Annotated in this window: 19 protein-coding genes and 3 tRNA genes; 14 read left to right on the forward strand and 8 right to left on the reverse strand. The window is 70.8% G+C overall.

The features are described from left to right. Positions 1-135: 135 nt before the first annotated feature. Both AB0B96_RS16670 and AB0B96_RS16675 read right to left on the reverse strand, forming a co-directional pair. Positions 136-1842: a carboxylesterase family protein gene (locus AB0B96_RS16670; protein ID WP_362899478.1), complete on the reverse strand. Its 1707-nt coding sequence runs from the start codon at positions 1840-1842 to the stop codon at positions 136-138. Positions 1843-2062: 220 nt separating this feature from the next. Next, positions 2063-4054: a M3 family metallopeptidase gene (locus tag AB0B96_RS16675; protein ID WP_362899480.1), complete on the reverse strand. Its 1992-nt coding sequence runs from the start codon at positions 4052-4054 to the stop codon at positions 2063-2065. A gap of 175 nt (positions 4055-4229) precedes the next feature. On the opposite strand from AB0B96_RS16675, the gene AB0B96_RS16680 reads away from it, so the two are divergent. From AB0B96_RS16680 to AB0B96_RS16690, 3 genes are all read left to right on the forward strand, one after another. Beyond that, positions 4230-4301: transfer RNA gene (locus AB0B96_RS16680), tRNA-Gln, on the forward strand. A gap of 62 nt (positions 4302-4363) precedes the next feature. Next, positions 4364-4439 (forward strand) — tRNA-Glu (locus AB0B96_RS16685). 13 nt (positions 4440-4452) lie between these two features. Then, positions 4453-4525 (forward strand) — tRNA-Glu (locus AB0B96_RS16690). A gap of 268 nt (positions 4526-4793) precedes the next feature. Here the strand turns inward: AB0B96_RS16690 and AB0B96_RS16695 are convergent. Next, positions 4794-6533, reverse strand: a complete 1740-nt coding sequence (locus tag AB0B96_RS16695; RefSeq protein WP_362899482.1) for a hypothetical protein — start codon at positions 6531-6533, stop codon at positions 4794-4796. A 174-nt stretch (positions 6534-6707) separates the two neighbouring features. Beyond that, complete coding sequence (locus AB0B96_RS16700; protein WP_350949369.1) at positions 6708-7424, reverse strand: IclR family transcriptional regulator; 717 nt, start codon at positions 7422-7424, stop codon at positions 6708-6710. Between the two features lie 70 nt (positions 7425-7494). Here AB0B96_RS16700 and leuC point away from each other — a divergent pair, with 70 nt between their 5' ends. The 4 genes from leuC to AB0B96_RS16720 all read left to right on the forward strand — a co-directional run bounded on the left by leuC (position 7495) and on the right by AB0B96_RS16720 (position 10192). Next, positions 7495-8895, forward strand: coding sequence for a 3-isopropylmalate dehydratase large subunit (leuC, locus tag AB0B96_RS16705; protein ID WP_362899484.1), 1401 nt, complete (start codon positions 7495-7497; stop codon positions 8893-8895). A gap of 12 nt (positions 8896-8907) precedes the next feature. Next, positions 8908-9495 (forward strand): 3-isopropylmalate dehydratase small subunit, encoded by a 588-nt coding sequence (gene leuD / locus AB0B96_RS16710; RefSeq protein WP_350949367.1) that lies wholly within the window; start codon positions 8908-8910, stop codon positions 9493-9495. Continuing rightward, positions 9474-9728 (forward strand): hypothetical protein, encoded by a 255-nt coding sequence (locus tag AB0B96_RS16715; RefSeq protein WP_350949366.1) that lies wholly within the window; start codon positions 9474-9476, stop codon positions 9726-9728. The genes leuD and AB0B96_RS16715 overlap by 22 nt, the downstream gene beginning before the upstream one ends. A 164-nt stretch (positions 9729-9892) precedes the next feature. Beyond that, positions 9893-10192, forward strand: coding sequence for an HU family DNA-binding protein (locus AB0B96_RS16720; protein ID WP_350949365.1), 300 nt, complete (start codon positions 9893-9895; stop codon positions 10190-10192). A 160-nt stretch (positions 10193-10352) separates the two neighbouring features. Here AB0B96_RS16720 and AB0B96_RS16725 read toward each other — a convergent pair whose 3' ends face one another. Together AB0B96_RS16725 and cofC are read right to left on the reverse strand one after the other, a co-directional pair. Next, on the reverse strand, positions 10353-10556 hold the full coding sequence (locus tag AB0B96_RS16725) for a hypothetical protein (RefSeq protein ID WP_350949364.1): 204 nt from the start codon (positions 10554-10556) through the stop codon (positions 10353-10355). Between the two features lie 9 nt (positions 10557-10565). Next, on the reverse strand, positions 10566-11237 hold the full coding sequence (cofC, locus tag AB0B96_RS16730; RefSeq protein ID WP_362899488.1) for a 2-phospho-L-lactate guanylyltransferase: 672 nt from the start codon (positions 11235-11237) through the stop codon (positions 10566-10568). Between the two features lie 66 nt (positions 11238-11303). Between cofC and AB0B96_RS16735 the strand changes: the two genes are divergently transcribed. The 4 genes from AB0B96_RS16735 (at position 11304) to AB0B96_RS16750 (ending at position 15731) form a co-directional block, all read left to right on the forward strand. Continuing rightward, positions 11304-12026 carry a lysophospholipid acyltransferase family protein gene (locus AB0B96_RS16735; RefSeq protein ID WP_362899490.1) on the forward strand — a complete coding sequence of 241 codons (723 nt, stop codon included), beginning with the start codon at positions 11304-11306 and terminating at the stop codon, positions 12024-12026. Between the two features lie 282 nt (positions 12027-12308). Then, positions 12309-13319 carry an NAD(P)H-dependent glycerol-3-phosphate dehydrogenase gene (locus AB0B96_RS16740; RefSeq protein WP_350949360.1) on the forward strand — a complete coding sequence of 337 codons (1011 nt, stop codon included), beginning with the start codon at positions 12309-12311 and terminating at the stop codon, positions 13317-13319. Positions 13320-13347: 28 nt separating this feature from the next. Then, positions 13348-14562 (forward strand): aminotransferase class I/II-fold pyridoxal phosphate-dependent enzyme, encoded by a 1215-nt coding sequence (locus AB0B96_RS16745; protein ID WP_362899492.1) that lies wholly within the window; start codon positions 13348-13350, stop codon positions 14560-14562. 50 nt (positions 14563-14612) lie between these two features. After that, positions 14613-15731: a D-alanine--D-alanine ligase family protein gene (locus AB0B96_RS16750; RefSeq protein ID WP_362899493.1), complete on the forward strand. Its 1119-nt coding sequence runs from the start codon at positions 14613-14615 to the stop codon at positions 15729-15731. On the opposite strand, the gene AB0B96_RS16755 is transcribed toward AB0B96_RS16750, so the two are convergent. Together AB0B96_RS16755 and AB0B96_RS16760 are read right to left on the reverse strand one after the other, a co-directional pair. Further along, the gene (locus AB0B96_RS16755; protein ID WP_350949357.1) at positions 15714-16160 is read right to left on the reverse strand and encodes a DUF3515 family protein; all 447 of its coding nucleotides are present in this window, start codon (positions 16158-16160) and stop codon (positions 15714-15716) included. The genes AB0B96_RS16750 and AB0B96_RS16755 overlap by 18 nt on opposite strands. Positions 16161-16233: 73 nt before the next feature. Further along, complete coding sequence (locus AB0B96_RS16760; protein WP_350949356.1) at positions 16234-16467, reverse strand: Lrp/AsnC ligand binding domain-containing protein; 234 nt, start codon at positions 16465-16467, stop codon at positions 16234-16236. A 51-nt stretch (positions 16468-16518) separates the two neighbouring features. Here AB0B96_RS16760 and AB0B96_RS16765 point away from each other — a divergent pair, with 51 nt between their 5' ends. The 3 genes from AB0B96_RS16765 to thiD all read left to right on the forward strand — a co-directional run bounded on the left by AB0B96_RS16765 (position 16519) and on the right by thiD (position 19822). Continuing rightward, on the forward strand, positions 16519-17475 hold the full coding sequence (locus AB0B96_RS16765; RefSeq protein WP_350949355.1) for a thiamine-phosphate kinase: 957 nt from the start codon (positions 16519-16521) through the stop codon (positions 17473-17475). 224 nt (positions 17476-17699) lie between these two features. Next, positions 17700-18662, forward strand: a complete 963-nt coding sequence (locus AB0B96_RS16770; protein WP_362899496.1) for a hypothetical protein — start codon at positions 17700-17702, stop codon at positions 18660-18662. 347 nt (positions 18663-19009) lie between these two features. Then, entirely contained in the window at positions 19010-19822 is an 813-nt protein-coding gene (thiD, locus tag AB0B96_RS16775; RefSeq protein WP_350949353.1) for a bifunctional hydroxymethylpyrimidine kinase/phosphomethylpyrimidine kinase, read from the forward strand. Positions 19823-19983: the final 161 nt, after the last annotated feature.

The following is a 19983-nucleotide window of genomic DNA, read 5'->3' on the forward strand; positions in this document are numbered from 1 at the left end:
GGGCCCTGGAAAGGCTTCCGGCCTGCAGGGCCTGCAGGGCCCTGCAAAGGCTGACGGCCCGCCCCGGTCTCTGCCCGGGGCGGGCCGTCGCTTTTTCTCGCCGCTTCCCCGTGACCGCGGTCACGGGGAAGGATCTCAGGACGGGGAGCCCGAGGGACGTCCCCGTTCCGTGCCCCGCCCGGCGAGCTCGTCCCAGAAGCCGAGGTTGTGGGCCGAGGCGCGGTCGAAGGGCTTGATACCGCCCCGTCCCGGGGACAGCTCCTGCACGTACGGTGTGCCGTGTCCGGGACGCACGCGCTTCCAGGCGGGCAGTCCCGGTCGGTTCGGGTCGCCGACGGCCGCGAACCGCGACCAGTAGTCGATCATCGTGTCCCCGAGTCGCCGCTGCGCGGGGGTGAGCGGGGCGGACTCCCAGCCGACCCCGAAGAGGAACGACAGCTCGGAGCCGTGCGAGGCGAGCGGCCTGACCCCGTTGGGCAACGGGAAGAGCACGGGCGCCGTACGGTCGGTGAACTCGTAGGAGAAGGTCGGCACGTGCCGGGCGAGCAGCAGGTCGGTGTCGCGCGCAGGCCACGCCCAGTCGAGATCGCTCATGATGGCCGAGACCGCCTGGAGGGGCGAGTCGCCGTGGGCGCTCAGCGGGTAACGAGCCAGGATGTCGGGTCCCGCGGCGCCGTACCTGTCGTTGACGGCGGTCTCGTACTCGGCGGCCGTCATCGGCGGGAATATCAGCGAGGTGAACAGCGTGCCCTCGTCCCGGGTGATGCCCGTCAGTACCGGCACCCGGTGGAATCGGCCCTCCTGGAACACCTTCGCGGGATCCTCGGGCAGCACCGCGTTGCCGTACCCCGGCAGTGGGAGGGGATCCCGGGCGAGCAGGTCGGCCACCGGCCTGCCCCGCAGGCAGGCGAGCGCGGTCGCCGGGTCGGCGCACCCCAGCCCGGTGGCGAGGAACTGTCCGTAGCCCTCGTGGGAGGCTCGGGGCACCCAGAGCGGCACGTCCAGGACCGGCCTCAGCGGAGTCCCCTCGAAGCCTCCCGCGCCGCACGGGGAGCTCTGGGCGATCGCCCGGTGGAACAGCCCGGCCGCCGTGGGGGAGGCGAGCTGCGCGCACACCGAGTGCGACCCCGCGGACTCACCGGCCAGGGTGACGTTGCGCGGGTCGCCGCCGAAGGCCGCCGCGTTGCGCCGCACCCAGCGCAGGGCCGCCTGCTGGTCCTCGATCCCGAACGCCCCCGAGTTCTCAAGCCCGGGATACCCGAAGAACCCGAAGATCCCCAACCGGTAGTTCACCGTCACCACCACGACGTCGCCCCGCACGGCCAGCCTGCGGGCGTCGTAGTCGCTGCCGGCCCCCTTCGTCAGGCTCCCGCCGTGCAGCCACACCATGACCGGCTTGAGGCGTTTCCCGCCGCTCGACGCCGGCGTGGTCACGTTGAGGTAGAGGCAGTCCTCCGCCTCGCTTCCCGGCAGTCCCCAGACGTCGGCGGTCTGCGCGCACCGGTTGCCGGGCGCGGTGGCGTCGCGCACCCCCTGCCACGGGGTGACGGCCCGCGGTGATCGCCAGCGCAGCTCTCCGACCGGGGGCGCGGCGTACGGGATGCCCTGGAAGAGCCGGTGATCTCCGGCCTTCACCCCCTTCACCCAACCGGCGTCGGTGCGCACCTTCACATCCCCGCCGGGCCCGCCCGTACCGGCGGTGGAGGTCGAGACGGCGGGAGTGGTCCGCGGTGTCCGTGCCGTCTCCTGCTGTGCCGTCGCCGGGGTCGCCGTTCCCAGCAGCAGGGCGCCCGCCAGGCCGGCGACGAGCACGGCGCCCGTCCTTCGCTGTAGTCGTCTCATGGCGTCCACGATGCCCGCCGCCCGCTTTCCGGCGCATTGGGTCTGTGGTCCCGGCCGGGGTGTGGGAAGCCACACCCCGGCGCTGCACCGAAGCGTAAACCGGCAGGTCATCGCCTCGGAGGCCGCTCGAAGACCCCGGGTGCCCCTCTGAGGAAACCTCCGCGACGCGGACACCGCACGGGGTGAGAGGGCCGGCGGGCGGAGCTTCCCGGAGGACCGGTTACGGGACCAGCAGCCCGCGGCGCTTCAGCAGGGGCTCGATGCGCGGGTCGCTCCCACGGAAGTCACGGAAGGCGTCCATCACGTCCCGCGAACCGCCGACCGACAGCAGGGTGGAGCGGAAGTGATCGCCGTTCTCGCGTTCCAGGCCGCCGTTCTCCTTGAACCAGTCGACGCTCTCGGCGTCGAGCACCTCACTCCAGATGTAGGAGTAGTAGCCGGCGCTGTAGCCGCCCACCCCGCTGAAGAAGATGTGGGCGAAGTAGTTGGTCCGGTAGCGGGGTCTGACCAGCTCGAAGGCGATCCCGTTGCGCTCCAGGGCCGCGTTCTCGAACGCCTCCGCGTCCGCGGCGTTCTTGATGGGCGCGCCCGCCGCCAGCTTGTGCCAGGACCAGTCGAGCAGCGTCGCCGCGAGGTACTCGACGGTGGCGAAGCCCTGGTTGAACTTCTCCGCGGCCCTCATCTTCTCCAGGAGCTCGGCGGGCACGGGCTCGCCGGTCTCGTGGTGCCTGGCGAAGTTGGCGAGGATCGACGGCCAGGTGGCCCACATCTCGTTGACCTGCGAGGGATACTCCACGAAGTCGCGCGGCACCGCCGTGCCGGAGACCCGGGGGAAGCGCACGTCGGAGAAGAGGCCGTGCAGGGCGTGGCCGAACTCGTGGAAGGCGGTGTTGACCTCGTCGAACGTGAGCAGCGTCGGCCCCTCGGCGGGCTTGGTGATGTTGAGGTTGTTCATCACCACGGGCCGCGTGCCGAACAGGTGCGACTGGTCGACCAGGGCGTTCATCCAGGCGCCGCCGCGTTTGGTGGGCCGGGCGTACGGGTCGAACAGGAAGAGCCCGAGCGGCGAGCCGTCGGCCTCGAACACCTCGAAGACCCGCACGTCCGGGTGGTATCCGGCCAGGTCGTCCCGCTCGGAGAAGACGACCCCGTACAGCTCGCCCGCCGCGTGGAAGACGCCGTCGCGCAGCACCCGGTCCAACTCGAAGTACGGACGCAGGTCGGCGCCGTCGAAGTCGTACCTGGCCTTGCGCACCCGCTCCGCGTAGAAGGACCAGTCCCACGGCTCGATGGGGAAACCGGCCTCCTCGCTGAGCGCCTCGGCCTCCCGGCGGGCGTTGGCCACCGCGGGTCCCACCAGCTTGCCGAGCATCTCCTCGACGGCCTCGGTGGTCTTGGCCGTCTGGTCGGCGACGGAGTAGGCGGCGTGGCTGGGGTAGCCGAGCAGCGCCGCCCGCTCGGCGCGGAGCGTCGCCATCCTGGCCGCCAGCTCGAAGTTCTCGGGAGCCCGGCCCGTGGACAGCTCGTACAGCCTCCTGCGGGTCTCCCTGTCGGTCAGCTCCGCGAGGACGGGGTGGTTGGTGTGGTTGAACAGCGCCAGGACGTACGAGCCGTCCTTCTCGATCGCCTTGATCGCGCTCTCGGAGAGCCCGTCCAGCAGCTTGACGTCCTCGACGACGAGCGCGGAGTCCGTGGAGGCGGCGAGAAGGTTCTGGGTGAAGGTCGTGGAGAGCTTGGTCAGCTCCTCGTTGAGCTCCCTGAGACGCCCCTGGTCGGCCTCGGACAGGTCGGCTCCCGACCTGACGAAGTCGACGCGGTATTTCTCCAGCAGCCACGCCTCCTCCGCGTCGTCGGTGGTGATCTGCTTGATCCGGGCGTACAGGGAGCGGTTCAGCCGGATGGAGTCGGCGTGCTGGGTGAGCCTGGGGGAGATCTGGGTCTCGATCTCCCGGATGCCGTCGGTCGCGTCCGAGGCGGAAAGAGTGGAGAAAACGACCACGGTCCGATGGAGGACGCGTCCCGAGCGCTCCAGGGCCTCGATCGTGTTGGCGAACGTCGGGGCCTCCGGGTTCTCGATGATCTCCCGCACCTCACGCAGCTGGTCGGCCATGCCACGCTCGAAGGCGGGAAGGTAGTGCTCCTCCCTGACCAGAGCGAACGGCGGCAGCCCGTAGGGCAGCTCGCTGGGGGTGAAGAACGGGTTGTCGGTCAAGGTACGAACTCCTCACATGCGGCTGGGTCTCCCCAGCAGCGTTACACGGTGGACCTTCGTGGCGACAGCCCGGTGATACCGCGATTGGGCCTCCGGCAATCGTTTTGGTCTTGACCCCCAACCTGGGCTATTCTTTCGGAGTCGCCAGCGAGGCCCGCAAGGGAGTCCAGCGCGGTGGGGTATGGTGTAATTGGCAACACGGCTGATTCTGGTTCAGTTGTTCTAGGTTCGAGTCCTGGTACCCCAGCTGCATCTTCTCAGGAAGATGTTGCGGATTCGGTCCCCTCCGAGTCCGATGACAGTGTGTAGGGTCCCGTCGTCTAGTGGCCTAGGACGCCGCCCTCTCAAGGCGGTAGCGCCGGTTCGAATCCGGTCGGGACTACCACTGTCTCTCGCAAGGCTCCGTCGTCTAGTGGCCTAGGACGCCGCCCTCTCAAGGCGGTAGCGCCGGTTCGAATCCGGTCGGGGCTACATCGCGAACCCCGGAAGCAACGGCTTCCGGGGTTTTTGCATTTCCGGATTTCTTGAATTTCCTGTGCGCCCGCTCGCGAGCGGGCACGGCGACCATCTCGCCGCCCGACTCGATTCACCTCACGGATTCCCGGACCCGCTCCCGGACCATGGTCATCCGGGCCTCGGGACACGGAGTCGGCCCCTGAGGGCTTTGGGAGCCGTGCAGAACGAGAGGGGGCTCCAGGCTCTGAACAGAGCCTGGAGCCCCCTCTCCGGGAACGTGGGGCTAGTTCTGCCCGGAGCGGGCCTTGAAGAGGGCCCGCTTGGCGGCCTTGCCCACCTGCTTGTCCGGGTGTGCCTTGCCGATCGCCTCCAGCAGCTCCTCAAGGTGCGGGTGCGGCACCTTCCAGATCACTTCGAGCAGGCTGACGAGATTCGGCACGTTGCCGATGTCGTCAAGGCTGCTGACGAACTCCGGGCGGCCGAGACCCGCGGAGATGGTCAGCATGTCGAGGATGAGCCAGTGGGTGTCGGACTGGGTGGGCGTGGGGGCGTCCTCGACGCCCAGCTGGGCGAGGTGGGTGGCCGCATACGGGCGCAGGGACGGCTCGTCGAGAGCCTCCCGCCACGCGGGCACGGCCACGTCGCCGAGCGAGCCGACCATGCTGGCCGCCTGGACCCGGATCAGCGCGTCCGCGTCGTCCTCGGCCGCGGCCTCCAGCAGGTCCCTGGCGGCCTGCTCGGGGGCGCGCAGCTCCATCCAGGCCGCGAACTCGGCGTCCGCCTCCTCCTCGGGAAGCTCGGCGCCGAAGGAGAGCAGGTCGAGAGCCGTCATCGCGTCGATGGCCGGCCGGGCGTCCAGCTCGATGTCGGCGTCGTCCACGAGGTGGACCACGCCTTCCATGCCGAGCGGCGTGAGCCGCACCTGGTCGTGCTCGACCTCGACCATGCCGTATCCGATCAGCCAGTCGAGCACGGGGTTGAGCGGGTCGCCGTACTGCGCGGTGGCGGCGGCCCAGGCGTCGGCGCCCAGGTCGTCGTACTCGGCGGCGGCCTCGGCCAGCTCGGTGCGCAGCTCGGCCAGCGGCTTCGAGCCCGTCGCCAGCAGCACCCGGACCAGCAGTGCCCTGGTCAGCCCGGACAGGGCGATCGTGGCCTCCTCGTCCTCCAGCTCGGGGTCGCCGTAGTCGATGGACTGCAGGCCCGCCATCCACGCGTCGAGGGCGTCGTCGTCCTCCTCGAAGGGCCACTCCGCGGTGTCGGCGTCGACACTCACGGTGTCCTCCCCCTCGGGCTGGAGGAAGTCGAGGTCGATCGCGAGGTTCCAGATGTTCCAGAGCGCGGGGACGGAGTCGGCGAGCGAGGCGCCGGGCTTCTCCGGGACCGGAAGCCCAAGGACCGCGAGGGCCTCGGTGATCTCGGTGTCGGTGAGCAGGCTCGTCTCGCCCACCCGGCGCTCGGAGCCGACCCAGACCGCGAGGTCGCGGGCCTTGGTGATCAGGTTCGCCTTACGGGTGGCCGCGGCCAGCTCGCTGTCGGGCCGGAGCCTGATCGTCGGCAGCTCGGAGAGCTCGTCGGCGAACGGCTCGAAGTCGCCGAGCCCTTCGGACTCCTCCTCGTCGTACTCCTCGTCCTCGTCCTCCTCGATGACGAGCTCCTCCATCGCGTCGACGAAATCGTCTTCGAGGCGGTCGAGCTCGGAGAGCAGGTCGCTCAGCGAGGCCGAGCCCTTGGCAAGGCGGTCGGACTCCGACAGGAAGGTCAGGTAGGCGCGGATCGCGGGCACCATGCCGTCGGCGGCGGCGTCGGGGTCCTCGACGACCTGGGGCATCCGATCGAGGAGCACCGTGCGCAGGTCGGACTGCTTCCACCGGCCGACGTCGTCGGAGGCGATCAGGCGGTGCCACAGGGCGACGGAGCCCACCAGGTTGGAATCGCTGCCGGGCGCGTTCTCACGCGCCCAGAGGATGAAGTTTTGGAGCAGGGGACGCAGTTCAGCCGCGGCTGCCTCGATGCGATCTGTCACCTTCCCAGCCTAGGGGGCCGCGGGGGTGCTCGCCTCCTCATATCGCCCGCCGACCGGCGGGTGTCCACCGGCGCGCGGCCCGGGCACCCGGATCGCGGGCCTCCGGCCCCGCGATCCGGCCGTCGAGGGCGGAAACCGCCCTCACCGCGGCGAGCGGCGGTGATCCGCTCGCCCTCAGTTGGCGCGGCGCATCGACTCGGTGATCCGCTCGGCGGCGGTGACCACGGGGGCGGCGTGGAGGCGGCCGGGGGTGCGGGTCAGGCGCTCGATCGGGCCGGAGACCGAGACGGCGGCGACCACCTTGCCACCCGCGCCCCTGATCGGCGCCGAGACGCTGGCCACACCCTGCTCGCGCTCGCCGACGCTGTGTGCCCAGCCCCTGCGCCGTACGCTCGCCAGCGTGGCGGCGGTGAACTTGGCCCCGCGCAGTCCTCGGTGCAGACGGTCGGGCTCCTCCCAGGCGAGCAGGATCTGCGCGGCGGAACCGGCGAGCATCGGCAGGGCCGAGCCGACGGGCACGGTGTCGCGCAGTCCGCTGGCGCGCTCGGCGGCGGCCACGCAGACCCGCTCGTCACCCTGGCGGCGGTAGAGCTGGGCGCTCTCGCCGGTCAGGTCCCTCAGCTGGGTGAGAATCGGGGAGGCGACGGCGAGCAGCCGGTCCTCGCCGGCGGCCGTGGACAACTCGGACAGGCGCGGGCCCAGCACGAACCTGCCCTGTGTGTCGCGGGAGACGATGCGGTGGTGCTCCAGCGCGACGGCGAGCCGATGGGCGGTCGGCCGGGCCAGGCCGGTGGCCTGAACGAGCTGGGCGAGGGACGCCGGTCCCGCTTCGAGGGCATTGAGCACGAGGACGGCCTTGTCCAGTACGCCGACTCCGCTAGAGTTGTCCATACACCGATACTGCAGTCTCGACATATGAGAAAGCAAGTGGGAGTGGGACAGCCGATCGCAAGGAGGCGACATGGGCCGCACGCTCGCGGAGAAGGTATGGGAGCAGCACGTTGTACGACGTGCCGAGGGAGAACCCGACCTGCTCTACATCGACCTGCACCTCATTCACGAGGTGACGAGCCCGCAGGCGTTCGACGGCCTGCGCATGGCCAACCGCCCCATCCGGCGTCCCGAGCTCACCATCGCCACCGAGGACCACAACGTCCCGACCGTGCGTGGTCCCATCGACGACCCGGTGTCGCGGGTGCAGGTCGAGACGCTGCGCAAGAACTGCGCGGAGTTCGGCGTCCGGCTGTATCCGATGGGCGACGCGGGGCAGGGCGTGGTCCACATCATCGGCCCGCAGTTCGGTCTGACCCAGCCCGGCATGACGATCGTGTGTGGTGATTCTCACACCTCCACCCACGGCGCCTTCGGCGGCATCGCGTTCGGCATCGGCACCTCCGAGGTCGAGCACGTGCTGGCCACCCAGACGCTGCCCGCCTACCGGCCGAAGACGATGGCGATCGAGGTCTCCGGCGAGCTGCCGACCGGCGTCACGGCGAAGGACCTGATCCTCGCGATCATCGCCAAGATCGGCACCGGCGGCGGCCAGGGCTACATCGTGGAATACCGCGGTGAGGCGATCCGCAGGCTCTCCATGGAGGGCCGGATGACCGTCTGCAACATGTCCATCGAGGCGGGCGCCCGCGCGGGCCTGATCGCTCCCGACGAGACCACCTTCGAATACCTCAAGGGCCGTCCCCACGCGCCCTCCGGCGCCGACTGGGACGCCGCGGTCGCGTACTGGAAGACGCTGGTGACCGACGAGGACGCCGTCTTCGACACCGTCGTGGAGATCGACGCCTCGACGCTCACCCCGTTCGTCACCTGGGGCACCAACCCTGGCCAGGGGGCCCCGCTGGGGACGTCCGTGCCGCGCCCGGAGGACACCGGCGACCCGGCCGCCGCCGCCCGCGCCCTGGAGTACATGGGCCTGACCGCGGGCACCCCGCTCCGCGAGGTCCAGGTCGACACGGTCTTCGTGGGCTCCTGCACCAACGGGCGCCTGGAGGACCTGCGCGCCGCGGCCGACGTGCTGCGCGGGCGCCAGGTCGTCACGCGCACGCTGATCGTGCCCGGCTCGATGCTGGTCAAGCTCCAGGCCGAGCAGGAGGGGCTGCACGAGGTCTTCAAGAACGCGGGCGCCGAATGGCGCGAGGCGGGCTGTTCCATGTGCCTGGGCATGAACCCCGACACCCTCGCCCCCGGCGAGCGCAGCGCCTCGACCTCCAACCGCAACTTCGAGGGGCGTCAGGGCAAGGGCGGCCGTACGCACCTCGTGTCCCCGCAGGTCGCCGCCGCGACCGCCGTCACCGGCAAACTCACCGCGCCTGCCGATCTGCCCGCCGACCTGCCCGCCGGCCTGTAAGGAGTCCTCGCGATGGAAGCGTTCGTCACCCACACCGGCCGGGCCGTGCCGCTGCGCCGCAGCAACGTGGACACCGACCAGATCATCCCCGCCGTCTGGCTCAAGCAGGTCAGCCGGACCGGTTTCGAGAAGGGCCTGTTCTCCGCCTGGCGCGAGGACCCCGACTTCGTCCTGAACAACCCCGCCCACGAGGGCGCCACGATCCTGCTCGCCGGACCCGACTTCGGCACCGGCTCCTCCCGCGAACACGCGGTCTGGGCCCTGCAGCAGTACGGCTTCCGCGTCGTGATCGCGGCCCGGTTCGCCGACATCTTCCGTAATAATTCCACCAAGATGGGCCTGCTCCCGGTCGTCCTGCCCGGCGAGACCGTCGAGGCCCTGCAGGCCGCGGTGGAGGCGGACCCCACCCTGGAGATCACCGTGGACCTGGCGGAGCGCCAGGTCCGCTGGGGCGGGGAGAGCGTCGCGTTCGAGATCGACGACTACACGCGCTGGCGGCTCATGGAGGGCCTGGACGACATCGGGCTGACCCTGCGCAACGCCGATGCCATCGGGACATACGAGAATGGTCGGCAGCCATGGCTGCCGACGACCGTCTGACGCGTTCAGAACACGAGCTGGCGTGGCGGCTGCGCGAGGCGCACCGCCACGTCCGGTCTCTGCCCGTCCCCGCCGAGGAGAGAAAACGTCTCGCCCGGCGTCTTCTCGCCATCTGCGATATGGCCAAACGCGACCTCGAACACGCCGCCGGGCGTCTTGATTTGTTCCTTCTCAGTATTGATGTCGTGGTTTCGGATACGCCGAGCACTGGAAACATTGCGGAAGGTGATTGAGTCATACGGCTCCGTCCCCTAATTTCAAGCGGGCAAGGGGTTTCTCGTCGTGATCGTTGATGAGAGATCTGTGATGAGACCCCTCGCCGTGACAAATCGGGTGAGACGGGTTTTCTGCCTCGTGACCCACTCCCGGACATCGGTAAGCAGGGGGAGCAACCTTAATGAACAAAAAGGAACTCGTCGACGCCATCGCGGATCGGGTGGGCGACAAGAAGACGGCCACCGAGGCCGTGAACGCGGTGCTTGACGCCATCCAGACCGCCGTCGCGAGTGGCGACAAGGTCTCGATCACGGGGTTCGGCGCCTTCGAGATGGTGCACAAGCCGGCCCGCACCGCCCGCAACCCCTCCACGGGTGCCGAGATTCACGTCGCCGAGAGCTGGGGGCCGAAGTTCCGGCCTGGCTCCGACTTCAAGGAACTCGTCAACAACGGCGGCAAGAAGTCGGCGAAGAAGCGGTAGGTCCCGGGCACGGGCGCCCGGACTCCCGTCACGGGAGTCCGGGCGCCCGGCTTTTGCGCCGGGCGGCCCGGGCGCCCGAGAGTTTTCCCGAAGCCCCGTCCTCGTCGTCCTCGTCTTCGCGACCGATTCGCGACCGGGCCGCGAGGGTCGTCCTTCCGGACTATCCGGGCAGCGGAAAGGTCGAGAGGGTGACGTAGGTGACGTCGTCGCCGTCCATCACGAGGTTGACCCGCTGGCCCGACCTGAGCAGCCGCAGCGGCCCCGCGTCGAACGCCGCCGCCCCGAACGGGATCTGGGTCCCGTCGTCCAGGAAGACCGACCCCGACCGGGTCGCCGGATCGAAGTCCCGCACCGTCGCCTGCATCCGTCCAGCCTAACCGTCGTCCCGGTTCGACGCCGAGATCCTCCGCGCCATCGCCAGCGTGCGGGGGCCGACGCCGAGGGCGAGCGCGAGACGCAGGTCGTCCGGGGTGTCCACGTCGTGGCGGACCGACTCCACGTCCTGTACGGAGAGCTCCTTCGCGCCGCGCCGCAGGTGCCGCTCCCGCGACTCGCCGCCGAATCCCGGCGTGAACGGCACCGTGGGCCGTACGCCGTAGAAGGTGGTGCCGATCTCGGCGGCGTCGGGCAGGAACACCTGGTCGAACTCCGCGGCGGCGATCAGCACGCGGGCCAGCTCCGCAGGCCGCAGGGCGGGAAGGTCGGCCTGCAGGGCGCCCACGGGGTCGCCGGGCGCGAGCCGCGCCGCCTCCAGGGCCCCGTGCCGCAGGGCGGCGTTCAGCCCCGCCTCCGGATCGCCGACCACGTGCGCGCCGACCTCGCCGAGCGCCTCGGCGGCCACCGGGTCGCCCGTCACCACGATCACCCGTGCGACGAGCGAGCAGCTCAGCGCCGCCTCGACGGTGTCGCAGGCGATCGCCACGGCCAGCGCGGCCCGGTGCGGGCCCGCCGCGGCCGACAGGCGGGTCTTGGCGGCGACCAGCGTCTTGACCGGGACGACCAGGGTCCAGCCGGAGCTCTCCGAAGCAGACATAGCCTTAAGCATCCCGCCTCGACATCCCCCGGAGCGAACCGGGAGACTGAGGCGCACCCCGCTCGGATGGAGGAGCCCATGAGACGCCCCGGATGGCCTTCGCGATTCTGGGTGGCCTTCGCCGTCGTCATCGTCAAGCCGATCTCGTGGCTCCTGGTCAAGAAGGACTGGCGTCGCAGCGACCGCCTCCCCGGGACGGGCGGGATCATCATGGTGACCAACCATCTGTCGTGGCTGGACCCCATCCTCGTCGCGCACTTCCTCTACAACCACGGCCGCTGGCCGGTGATCCTCGCCAAGTCGGGTCTCTTCTCCGTACCGCTCGTCGGTCACCTGGTGAAGGTCATGCAGGCCATCCCGGTCTACCGGGGGAGCGCCGACGCGGCGCGCTCGCTGGAGGAGTCGAAGCGGCGGCTCGCCGCCGGGGCGTGCGTGATGTTCTACCCGGAGGGCACCTGCACCCGCGACCCGGACTTCTGGCCGATGGAGGGCAAGACCGGCGCGGCCAGGCTCGCGCTGGCGACCGGCGCGACGGTGATCCCCGTCGCCCACTGGGGAGCCCAGGAGATCCTGCCGTACGGCGCGAAGAGGCCCCGCCTGCTGCCGCGCAAGACGTTCAGTGTGCAGACGGGGCCGCCGGTCGACCTGTCGAAGTACGCGGGACGCGAGGGGGAGCCACCCTCCGCCGACGTCCTGCGCGAGGCGACCGCCGACATCATGGCGGCGATCACGGCCCAGCTGGCCGAGATTCGCGGGGAGAAGGCACCCGAGACGCCGTTCAGGCGACCGTCCGACAACTGACTTCGGCGTACGGTGTTGACATCCCCCCTCCGTAGGGGGAGGGGGTTCCCACGGTCGCCCGTGAGAGTTCCTGATTCACCACCGGTCGCCCGCCAGGAGAAATCCCTTGAGGTCCTACAGCAACTCCGCAGGCGTTTCGCCTTCCCGCCGTCCGGAGGGTGAGGACGCCGCAGGTCACCCCCGTGGTGACCTGGTCATCGCCGGACCCGGTGCGGAGCCGTACGGCGCCGCGCGCCTCCTCGCCCGCCCCGAGGCGGAGGTTTCCACGCCCGAGGAGAACCGATGACCAAGGCGGCCGTGTTCGGCACGGGCTCGTGGGGGACGACCTTCGGCATGATCCTCGCCGGGGCGGGCACCCGGACGACGCTGTGGGGACGCAAGCCGGAGATCGTCGAGGCGATCGACCGGCGGCACGAGAACCCCGACTACCTGCCGGGCGCGGTGCTGCCCGAGACCCTGCGCGCCACCGTCGACCCCGCCGAGGCCCTCGAAGGCGCCGACTTCGTGGTGCTCGCGGTGCCCTCCCAGACCCTGCGGGAGAACCTGACCCGCTGGAAACCGCACCTGCCGCCCGGCGCGGTGCTGGTCAGCCTGATGAAGGGCATCGAGCTGGGCACCACCAAGCGGATGAGCGAGGTGATCCGCGAGGTCGCCGAGGTGCCCGAGGAACGCGTCGCGGTGGTGTCGGGACCCAACCTGGCCGGTGAGATCGTCAGGGGCCAGCCGGCCGCCACCGTGGTCGCCTGCACGGACGAGCGGGCGATGGAGCGACTTCAGGAGGCCTGCTACCTGCCGCCCTGGTTTCGCCCGTACACCAACCCCGACGTCATCGGGGTCGAGCTCGGCGGGGCCGTCAAGAACGTGATCGCCCTGGCGGTCGGCATCTCGGCGGGGATGGGGCTCGGCGACAACGTCGGGGCGATGCTGATGACGCGCGGCCTGGCCGAGATCTCCCGGCTCGGCGCGGCGCTCGGCGCGGACCCGCACACCTTCGCGGGCCTCGCGGGCATGGGTGATCTGGTGGCGACCTGTACCTCCCCATTGTCGAGGAACCGTACTTTCGGTGAGAATCTTGGGCGAGGCATGACGCTGACCGAGGTCATCGCCGCCACGAAACAGACCGCCGAGGGGGTCAAATCCTGCGAGTCGGTGCTCGAACTGGCGAGAAAACACGATGTGGAGATGCCGATCACCGAGGTGGTGGTGGCCGTCGTCCACGACGCGATGCCCCCCAGCGAGGCCGCGGTGCTGCTGATGTCGCGGACTCCCAAGCCGGAACGGTACGGCCTGTGAACGGACGGCGTGGTCGATGAACAGACGGATGCGCAGACGCAAGGGCGAGAACACCCGGTCGGTGCACCTGCCCGCTCCCGAGCCGCCGCCGCAGGCCCCGCTCGGCCCTCCCGTGTGGCGCAGTTCCGCGTGGCACTTCGGTGACTCCGCCGAGTACGCCGAGGCGTTCGACGACAAAAGCCCCGGATACGCCTACGGCCTGGCCGACAACCCCACCACGGCCTCCTTCGCCTCGGCGGTGGCCTCCCTGGAGGGCGCCGCGGCGCCCGAGGACGTGGCGGGCCAGGCGTTCGCCTCGGGGATGGCCGCGGTCAACGCGGTCCTGATGACGTTCCTGCGCGCGGGCGCGCACATCGTGGCCCCCACCCCGCTGTACGGCGGGACCCACTCGCTGATCACGAACGTGCTGGCCAGGTTCGGGGTCGGCGCGGACTTCGTCGGCTACGGCGAGCTGTCCCGGGTGCGGGCGGCGATCAAACCCAACACGAAGATCATCTACGCGGAGACGCTGTCCAACCCCACCATGGCCGTCTCCGACATCCGGGGCCTCTACCGGATCGCCCGCGCCGCCGGGGCGCTGCTGGTGGTCGACTCCACCTTCGCGACCCCGATCGTGTGCCGTCCCCTCGAACACGGCGCCGACCTGGTGATCCACTCCGCGACCAAGTATCTCGGCGGCCACGACGACTGCGCCGGAGGTGTGGCGGTGGGCCGTCCCGACCTCATCGCCCAGCTGCGCGAGGTCAGGATCGACACCGGGGGCACCCTTTCCCCCGACGACGCGTTCCTGCTCCGCCGAGGTCTGGAGACCCTGACGCTGCGGGTCCGCCGGATGTGCTCCACCGCGATGGTCTTCGCCGCCGCCGTGGCCAAGCATCCCGCCGTGCGCCGGGTCGACTACCCGGGACTGCCGGGACACCCCGGCCACCAGCTCGCCAGGCACCTGTTCGACTCAGGCCCCGAGGGCACGAGATACGGCGCCTGCGTGACGATCACCCCGCGCGGCGGCTACGACGCGGGGGTGGCCCTCGCCGACGCGCTCAAACTCGTCCCGATCGCCACCTCCGCCGGAGGGACACGCACCAAGGCCGCGCACGTGGCCTCGGCCGCCCACGGGCGGCTCGGTGAGGGATCCGGGGTCGACGCGGCGGCGGTCCGCTTCTCCATCGGGCTGGAGGACGCCGAGGATCTGATCATGGACGTGACCAAGGCGCTCGACTCATTACCCACATCGGGTAGGTAGGCGCGTCTAACAGCTGGATTGCCCCCTAACAGGGGGTAGATTCGGTCATCATGAGTGAGCAGCACGAACCTCTACCGAGGGTCGCCGTCGTCTTCGGCGGTCGCAATTCCGAGCACGCCGTCTCCATTCTCGGGGCGGGAAGCGTGCTGGAGGCCATCGACAGATCCAAGTACGAGGTGGTCCCCATCGGGATCGCCCAGGACGGCCGGTGGGTGCTCGCCTCGGGGGAGCAGCGCTACGAGATCGACAGCGGTGAGCTGCCCGCCGTCGACGCGGCGGGGGCGACCCTCGCGCTCGCGGCCTCGACGGCGGGCGGCGGCTCGCTGGTGGCGCACGACCCCGGCAGCATTCCCGTCGAGCTCGGCCAGGTCGACGTCGTCTTTCCCGTGATGCACGGCCCCTTCGCCGAGGACGGCACGATCCAGGGGCTGCTGGAGATGGCGGGGGTCCGCTACGTCGGCTCCGGGGTGCTGGCGAGCTCGGTCGGCATGGACAAGTCCTACATGAAGCTGGTGCTCGCCGCCGCGGGCCTGCCCGTCGGCCCGTACGTCACGATCCGCGACCGCGACTGGCGGACCGACCGCGGCCGGGTCCTCAAGGAAGTCCAGGAGCTCGGCTGGCCGGTCTTCGTCAAGCCCGCGCGCGCCGGGTCCAGCCAGGGCATCTCCAAGGCCGCCAACCTGGAGGAGCTGGAGCGGGCGATCGAGTTCGCCCGCGAGCACGACCCCAAGGTGCTGGTCGAGGCCGCCGTCACGGGCCGCGAGATCGAGTGCGCGGTGCTGGAGTCGCCGGGCGACGAGGCGCCCAGGGCGAGCCTGCCCGGCGAGGTGCTGGTCCACGGCGACCACGAGTTCTTCGACTTCGAGGCCAAGTACCTCGGGGACGACATGTCGCTGTCCGTGCCCGCCGACATCCCCCAGGAGACCGCGGAGGAGCTGCGTGCGATGGCCGTCCGCGCCTTCGAGGCGCTGGGCTGCGAGGGCCTGTCCCGGGTCGACTTCTTCCTCACCCCCGACGGGCGGTTGATCGTCAACGAGATCAACACCATGCCGGGGTTCACCTCGATGTCGGTCGCGCCGCAGCTGTGGGCCGCCACCGGGGTGCCCTACGCCGAGCTGGTCGACCGGCTGATCCGGCTCGCGCTCGAACGCTCACCCGGTCTGCGGTAGGGCGCTCTTGATGGGGGCCGCGAGATCGATCAGCACGTTCTGCGGGGTGTGCTCCCGCGCGATCGTCACCTCGACGTAGGCCTCCCTGCCGATCGCGGTGAACAGCGTCGGCCTGGCCGGGTCGGCGTACCACGCCACCCCGTCGATCTCGGGCACCTGGTCGGTCGGTGACATCGTCACCGGTCGCGGCACCCCGCAGCGCAGCGCGATGCGCGCCTCCCCCCACACGGCGACGTAGGGGGAGGCGGGGGTGGACTCCGTACGGTCCGCGCCGTCGAGCGTGCGCGGGAGCCGCTCGGCGAGCGCCTGGCAGGCGGCGGCGGCCGGCCCCTCGGGGGTCGGAGGCTCGACCCGGACGGCGCCGCCGCAGCCCGCCAGGATCAGCAGGGCGCAGGCGCACGCCGTCCGGCGGGCGAACCGCAGTGGCATGTCACGTTCCATGGGTCGGATGCGGGAGCCGGGAACCCGGACGTGAGACCGGGCACCGGCTCGATTCGCGAACTCAGATGTGGACGATGGGACACGTCAGCGTACGCGTGATCCCCTCCACACCCTGGATCTGGGCCACCACGAGCTTCCCCAGCTCGTCGACGTTGCGGGCCTCGGCGCGCACGATGACGTCGTACGGCCCGGTGACGTCCTCCGCCTGGGTGACACCTGAGATACCGGAGATCTCCGACGCCACGTTCGCGGCCTTGCCGACCTCGGTCTGGATAAGGATGTAGGCCTGCACCATAGCGACCTCCCGGGCGATTGGATCAGTGCCGAAGGGCCACCGTACCCTGTGATGAACGGGAGGTGTGTCATCACAGTCGGAGATCTCGGCGAATTCGGGGTTGTTGCACGTATTGCCGGACGTTTGCCACGAGGTAGGGCCGTGTTGCTCGGTCCTGGGGACGACGCCGCGGTGGTGAGCGCTCCCGACGGACGGGTCGTGGTCACGACCGACCTGTTGATTGAGGGTAGGCACTTCCGCCGCGATTGGTCCAGTGGCTACGACATCGGCCGCAAGGCCGCCGCGCAGAATCTCTCCGACGTCGTGGCGATGGGGGCCGATCCCACCGGTCTCGTCGTCGGTCTCGGACTGCCCGCCGACGCCACCACCGGCTGGCTGGACGACCTCACCGACGGCTTCCGCGACGAGTGTGATCTCGTCGGCGCCGCGGTGGCGGGCGGCGACATCACCCGCTGCGACCTCGTCGTGGTCGCCGTCACCGCTCTCGGCGACCTGGGCGGCCGGGCACCGGTCACGCGCTCGGGGGCCCGTCCCGGTGACGTGGTCGCCTTCGCGGGCCGCCTCGGGTACGCCGCGGCCGGGCTCGCGCTGCTTCGCGCGGGATCGACGGGACCGACGGAGTTGATCGACGCCCACCGCCGCCCGCTGCCCCCCTACGCACGCGGCCCGGAGGCCGCCGCGCTCGGCGCGACCGCGATGCTCGACGTGAGCGACGGCCTGCTCCAGGATCTCGGCCACGTGGCGGCGGCGGCCGGGACCGCGCTCGTCCTCGACCCGGAGGCGTTCGCCGTCCCGCCGGTGATGCGGGAGGCCGCCCGGCTGCTCGGCGTCGATCCGCTGGAGTGGATTCTCTCCGGCGGCGACGACCACGCCCTCGCCGCGACCTTCCCCGCTCACCTGGGGCTCCCGGAGGGCTGGAACGTGGTGGGTCACGTCGTCGAGGGGGAAGGTGTGCAGGTCAAGGGCCTTCTGCTTGATCACGGAGGCTGGGATCACTTCCGGGAGTGACATGTACCACTTCCTGTGATGTTTGTGAAAATTGCGACAAACGGTTATCTAACTGGTATGAAGATGGGCGGTCGAGATTCCCTCGAGAAAGGGGCCACATGGGCCGCCACGGCGCGAACGGGGAAGAGGCTCTCCCGAACCGGGGTAAACGCAGGCCGGAGCCCACTCCGGAACCGGGTCCCAGGGACGAGCCGCTCGGGCGCCGGCTCCGTCCCGAGGAGTCGGTGAGTGCCGAGACCCGGACGGGTTTCCTGGGATCGGGATGGACCTCGGAGTCCGAGCCGTCCGACACGGCAGCGACGTCAGCGACCTCCACCGCGCTCGACCCGTGGCCCGAGGACGAAGAGGGAACCGGCGGACGGGTCAGGAAGGCGCTGTTGATCGTCGCCGCGGTGGCCGTGGTGCTGGGCGGGACCGTGGTCGGCGTCCGGGCCCTGGCCGGTTCGGAGAGCCCCGCCGACTGCCCGCCCGCCGGTTGCGTCGCGGCGTCGAACCAGCCGCTACCGGAGGCGGACGACACCGGCCTCGCCGAGGAGCCCACCGAGGAACCGACGCCGGAGGACGAGCCCGCGGAGACGGGCGACGAGACTCCGGAGCCCGAGGACGAGAAGGCGAGGCCCACGGCCGCACCTGACCGGCCCTCCCCCCGCAGGGGAGACGGGGGCACCACCTCCACCCCCCGGCCCACGCCGACGCCGAAGGCCACCCGCGCGCCCCTGGACGTCGACACCCGGCCCGACGACTCGTCGCTCACCGACGAGCCCAGCTCCGCCCCCGAGCCCCTCGTCGTCGGCGAACAGACGCCGGCCCCCGCCGAGCAGCCCCTGAGCAGCGCCGGACCCGATCCCGCGCCCAGTGAGACGACCTTCGTCGCGCCCCCGTCCGCAGGGGGCGCCGCGATCACGGTCGGTGCCGGCGTGGTGCGGGAGAGGTCGCGGACCTACACCGTCGAACTCGTGGTCGCCGCGAACGAGAACGTCGCGAACCTGACGGTGAGCCTGCCGGTCAGCGGTGAGATCTCCTCGGTGCGGGGAGCCGGCTGGGAGCAGGTCGACGGCGACCTGGTGATCGAGTCGCGCAAAAGCCTGCGGGCCGGTGAGAGATTCGTCGTCACCTTCACCGCGAGCGGGGACGCGGAGATCCCGGCGAGCTGCTGGAGCGACCAGGGAGAGTGCTCCGTCGCCTGACCGGGGGGTCGCTCACGACACAGCCCTCCAAACCGCCCACACGGCCCCAATGAAGCCGTAGGCGGTCAAGGATCCTGTTTCCCTCCGTAAACCGGCAGAGAGCCGCTCGGCGGGCTCTGGAGCGGCGAGAACCTCCGGGGGGAGGCGTCCCTGCCTCGGGAAGCGGCGTCGAGAGGTCCCGCGCCGGGGACGGGGAAGGCCAGGGGAGCGCTTCGCGGCCGGAGCGACGCCGCGTGGACGACGAGGGGCTCGGGGGCGGGCTCGTCGGTGGGCGACGAGTCATCGGGCCGGACGTCGACGTCCAGAGGCACGCGGGTGGACGACGCCGGTTGGATGCGACTGGTTGGATGGGAAACATGACCGTTTTGACTCCCCCTCGCGTGCTGACCGTCGCCGGCTCCGACTCCGGAGGCGGCGCGGGCATCCAGGCCGACCTGAAGACCATGCTGGCCCTCGGCGTACACGGCATGAGTGTGATCGCCGCGGTGACCGCGCAGAACTCGATGGGCGTGCAGGGCTACTGGGAGCTTCCTCCCGAGGCGGTACGTGCCCAGCTCGACTCGGTGCTCGGTGACATCGGGGCACAGGCGGTCAAGACCGGCATGCTCGCCTCACCCGTACTCGTGGAGACGGTGGCCGAAGTGCTGGCGAGGCTGGACGTGCCCGTCGTGGTCGACCCCGTCGGGGTCTCCAAGCACGGCGACGCGCTCCTCGCCCCCGAGGCCGTGGAGACGGTGAAGTCGCGCCTGCTGCCCACGGCCACGGTGGTCACCCCCAACCTGTGGGAGGTCCTGCAGCTCACCGGGATGAAGGTCGAGGACGAGGCCGACCTGCGCCGGGCCGCGGACGCGGTCCTGGAGTTCGGGCCGAGGTGGGCGCTCATCAAGGGAGGCCACCTGCCGGGCGCCCCGATCGACCTGCTGACCGACGGCACCCGGGAGTTCCGCTTCGGCGCGGAGCGCCACGACAACCGGCACACCCACGGCACGGGCTGCACGCTGGCCTCCGCGATCGCCTCCCACCTCGCCCTCGGCGAGGACGTCCCGGCCGCCGTGGAGAAGGCGAAGGCGTACGTCACCGGCGCGATCGCGCACGGTTTCCCGCTGGGAGCGGGCATCGGTCCCGTGGACCACGCCTGGCGGCTGCGCGTCTCCCCCTGACCCTCACGGACCCCCACGCCCTTTCACGCGGGGACGACCTCGGAAGCGGGGCGGCTTCCGGGGCGGGGCGTTCCCCGAACGGGCGGGCCTGGATCGGAGGGACCTCGTGAACGGGAGGGAAACCCTCGGGGAACGACGAAGCCCGCCGCCCTGTCGAGAGG

The organism is Streptosporangium sp. NPDC049046 (genome assembly GCF_040649155.1).
Taxonomy (GTDB): Bacteria; Actinomycetota; Actinomycetes; order Streptosporangiales; family Streptosporangiaceae; genus Streptosporangium.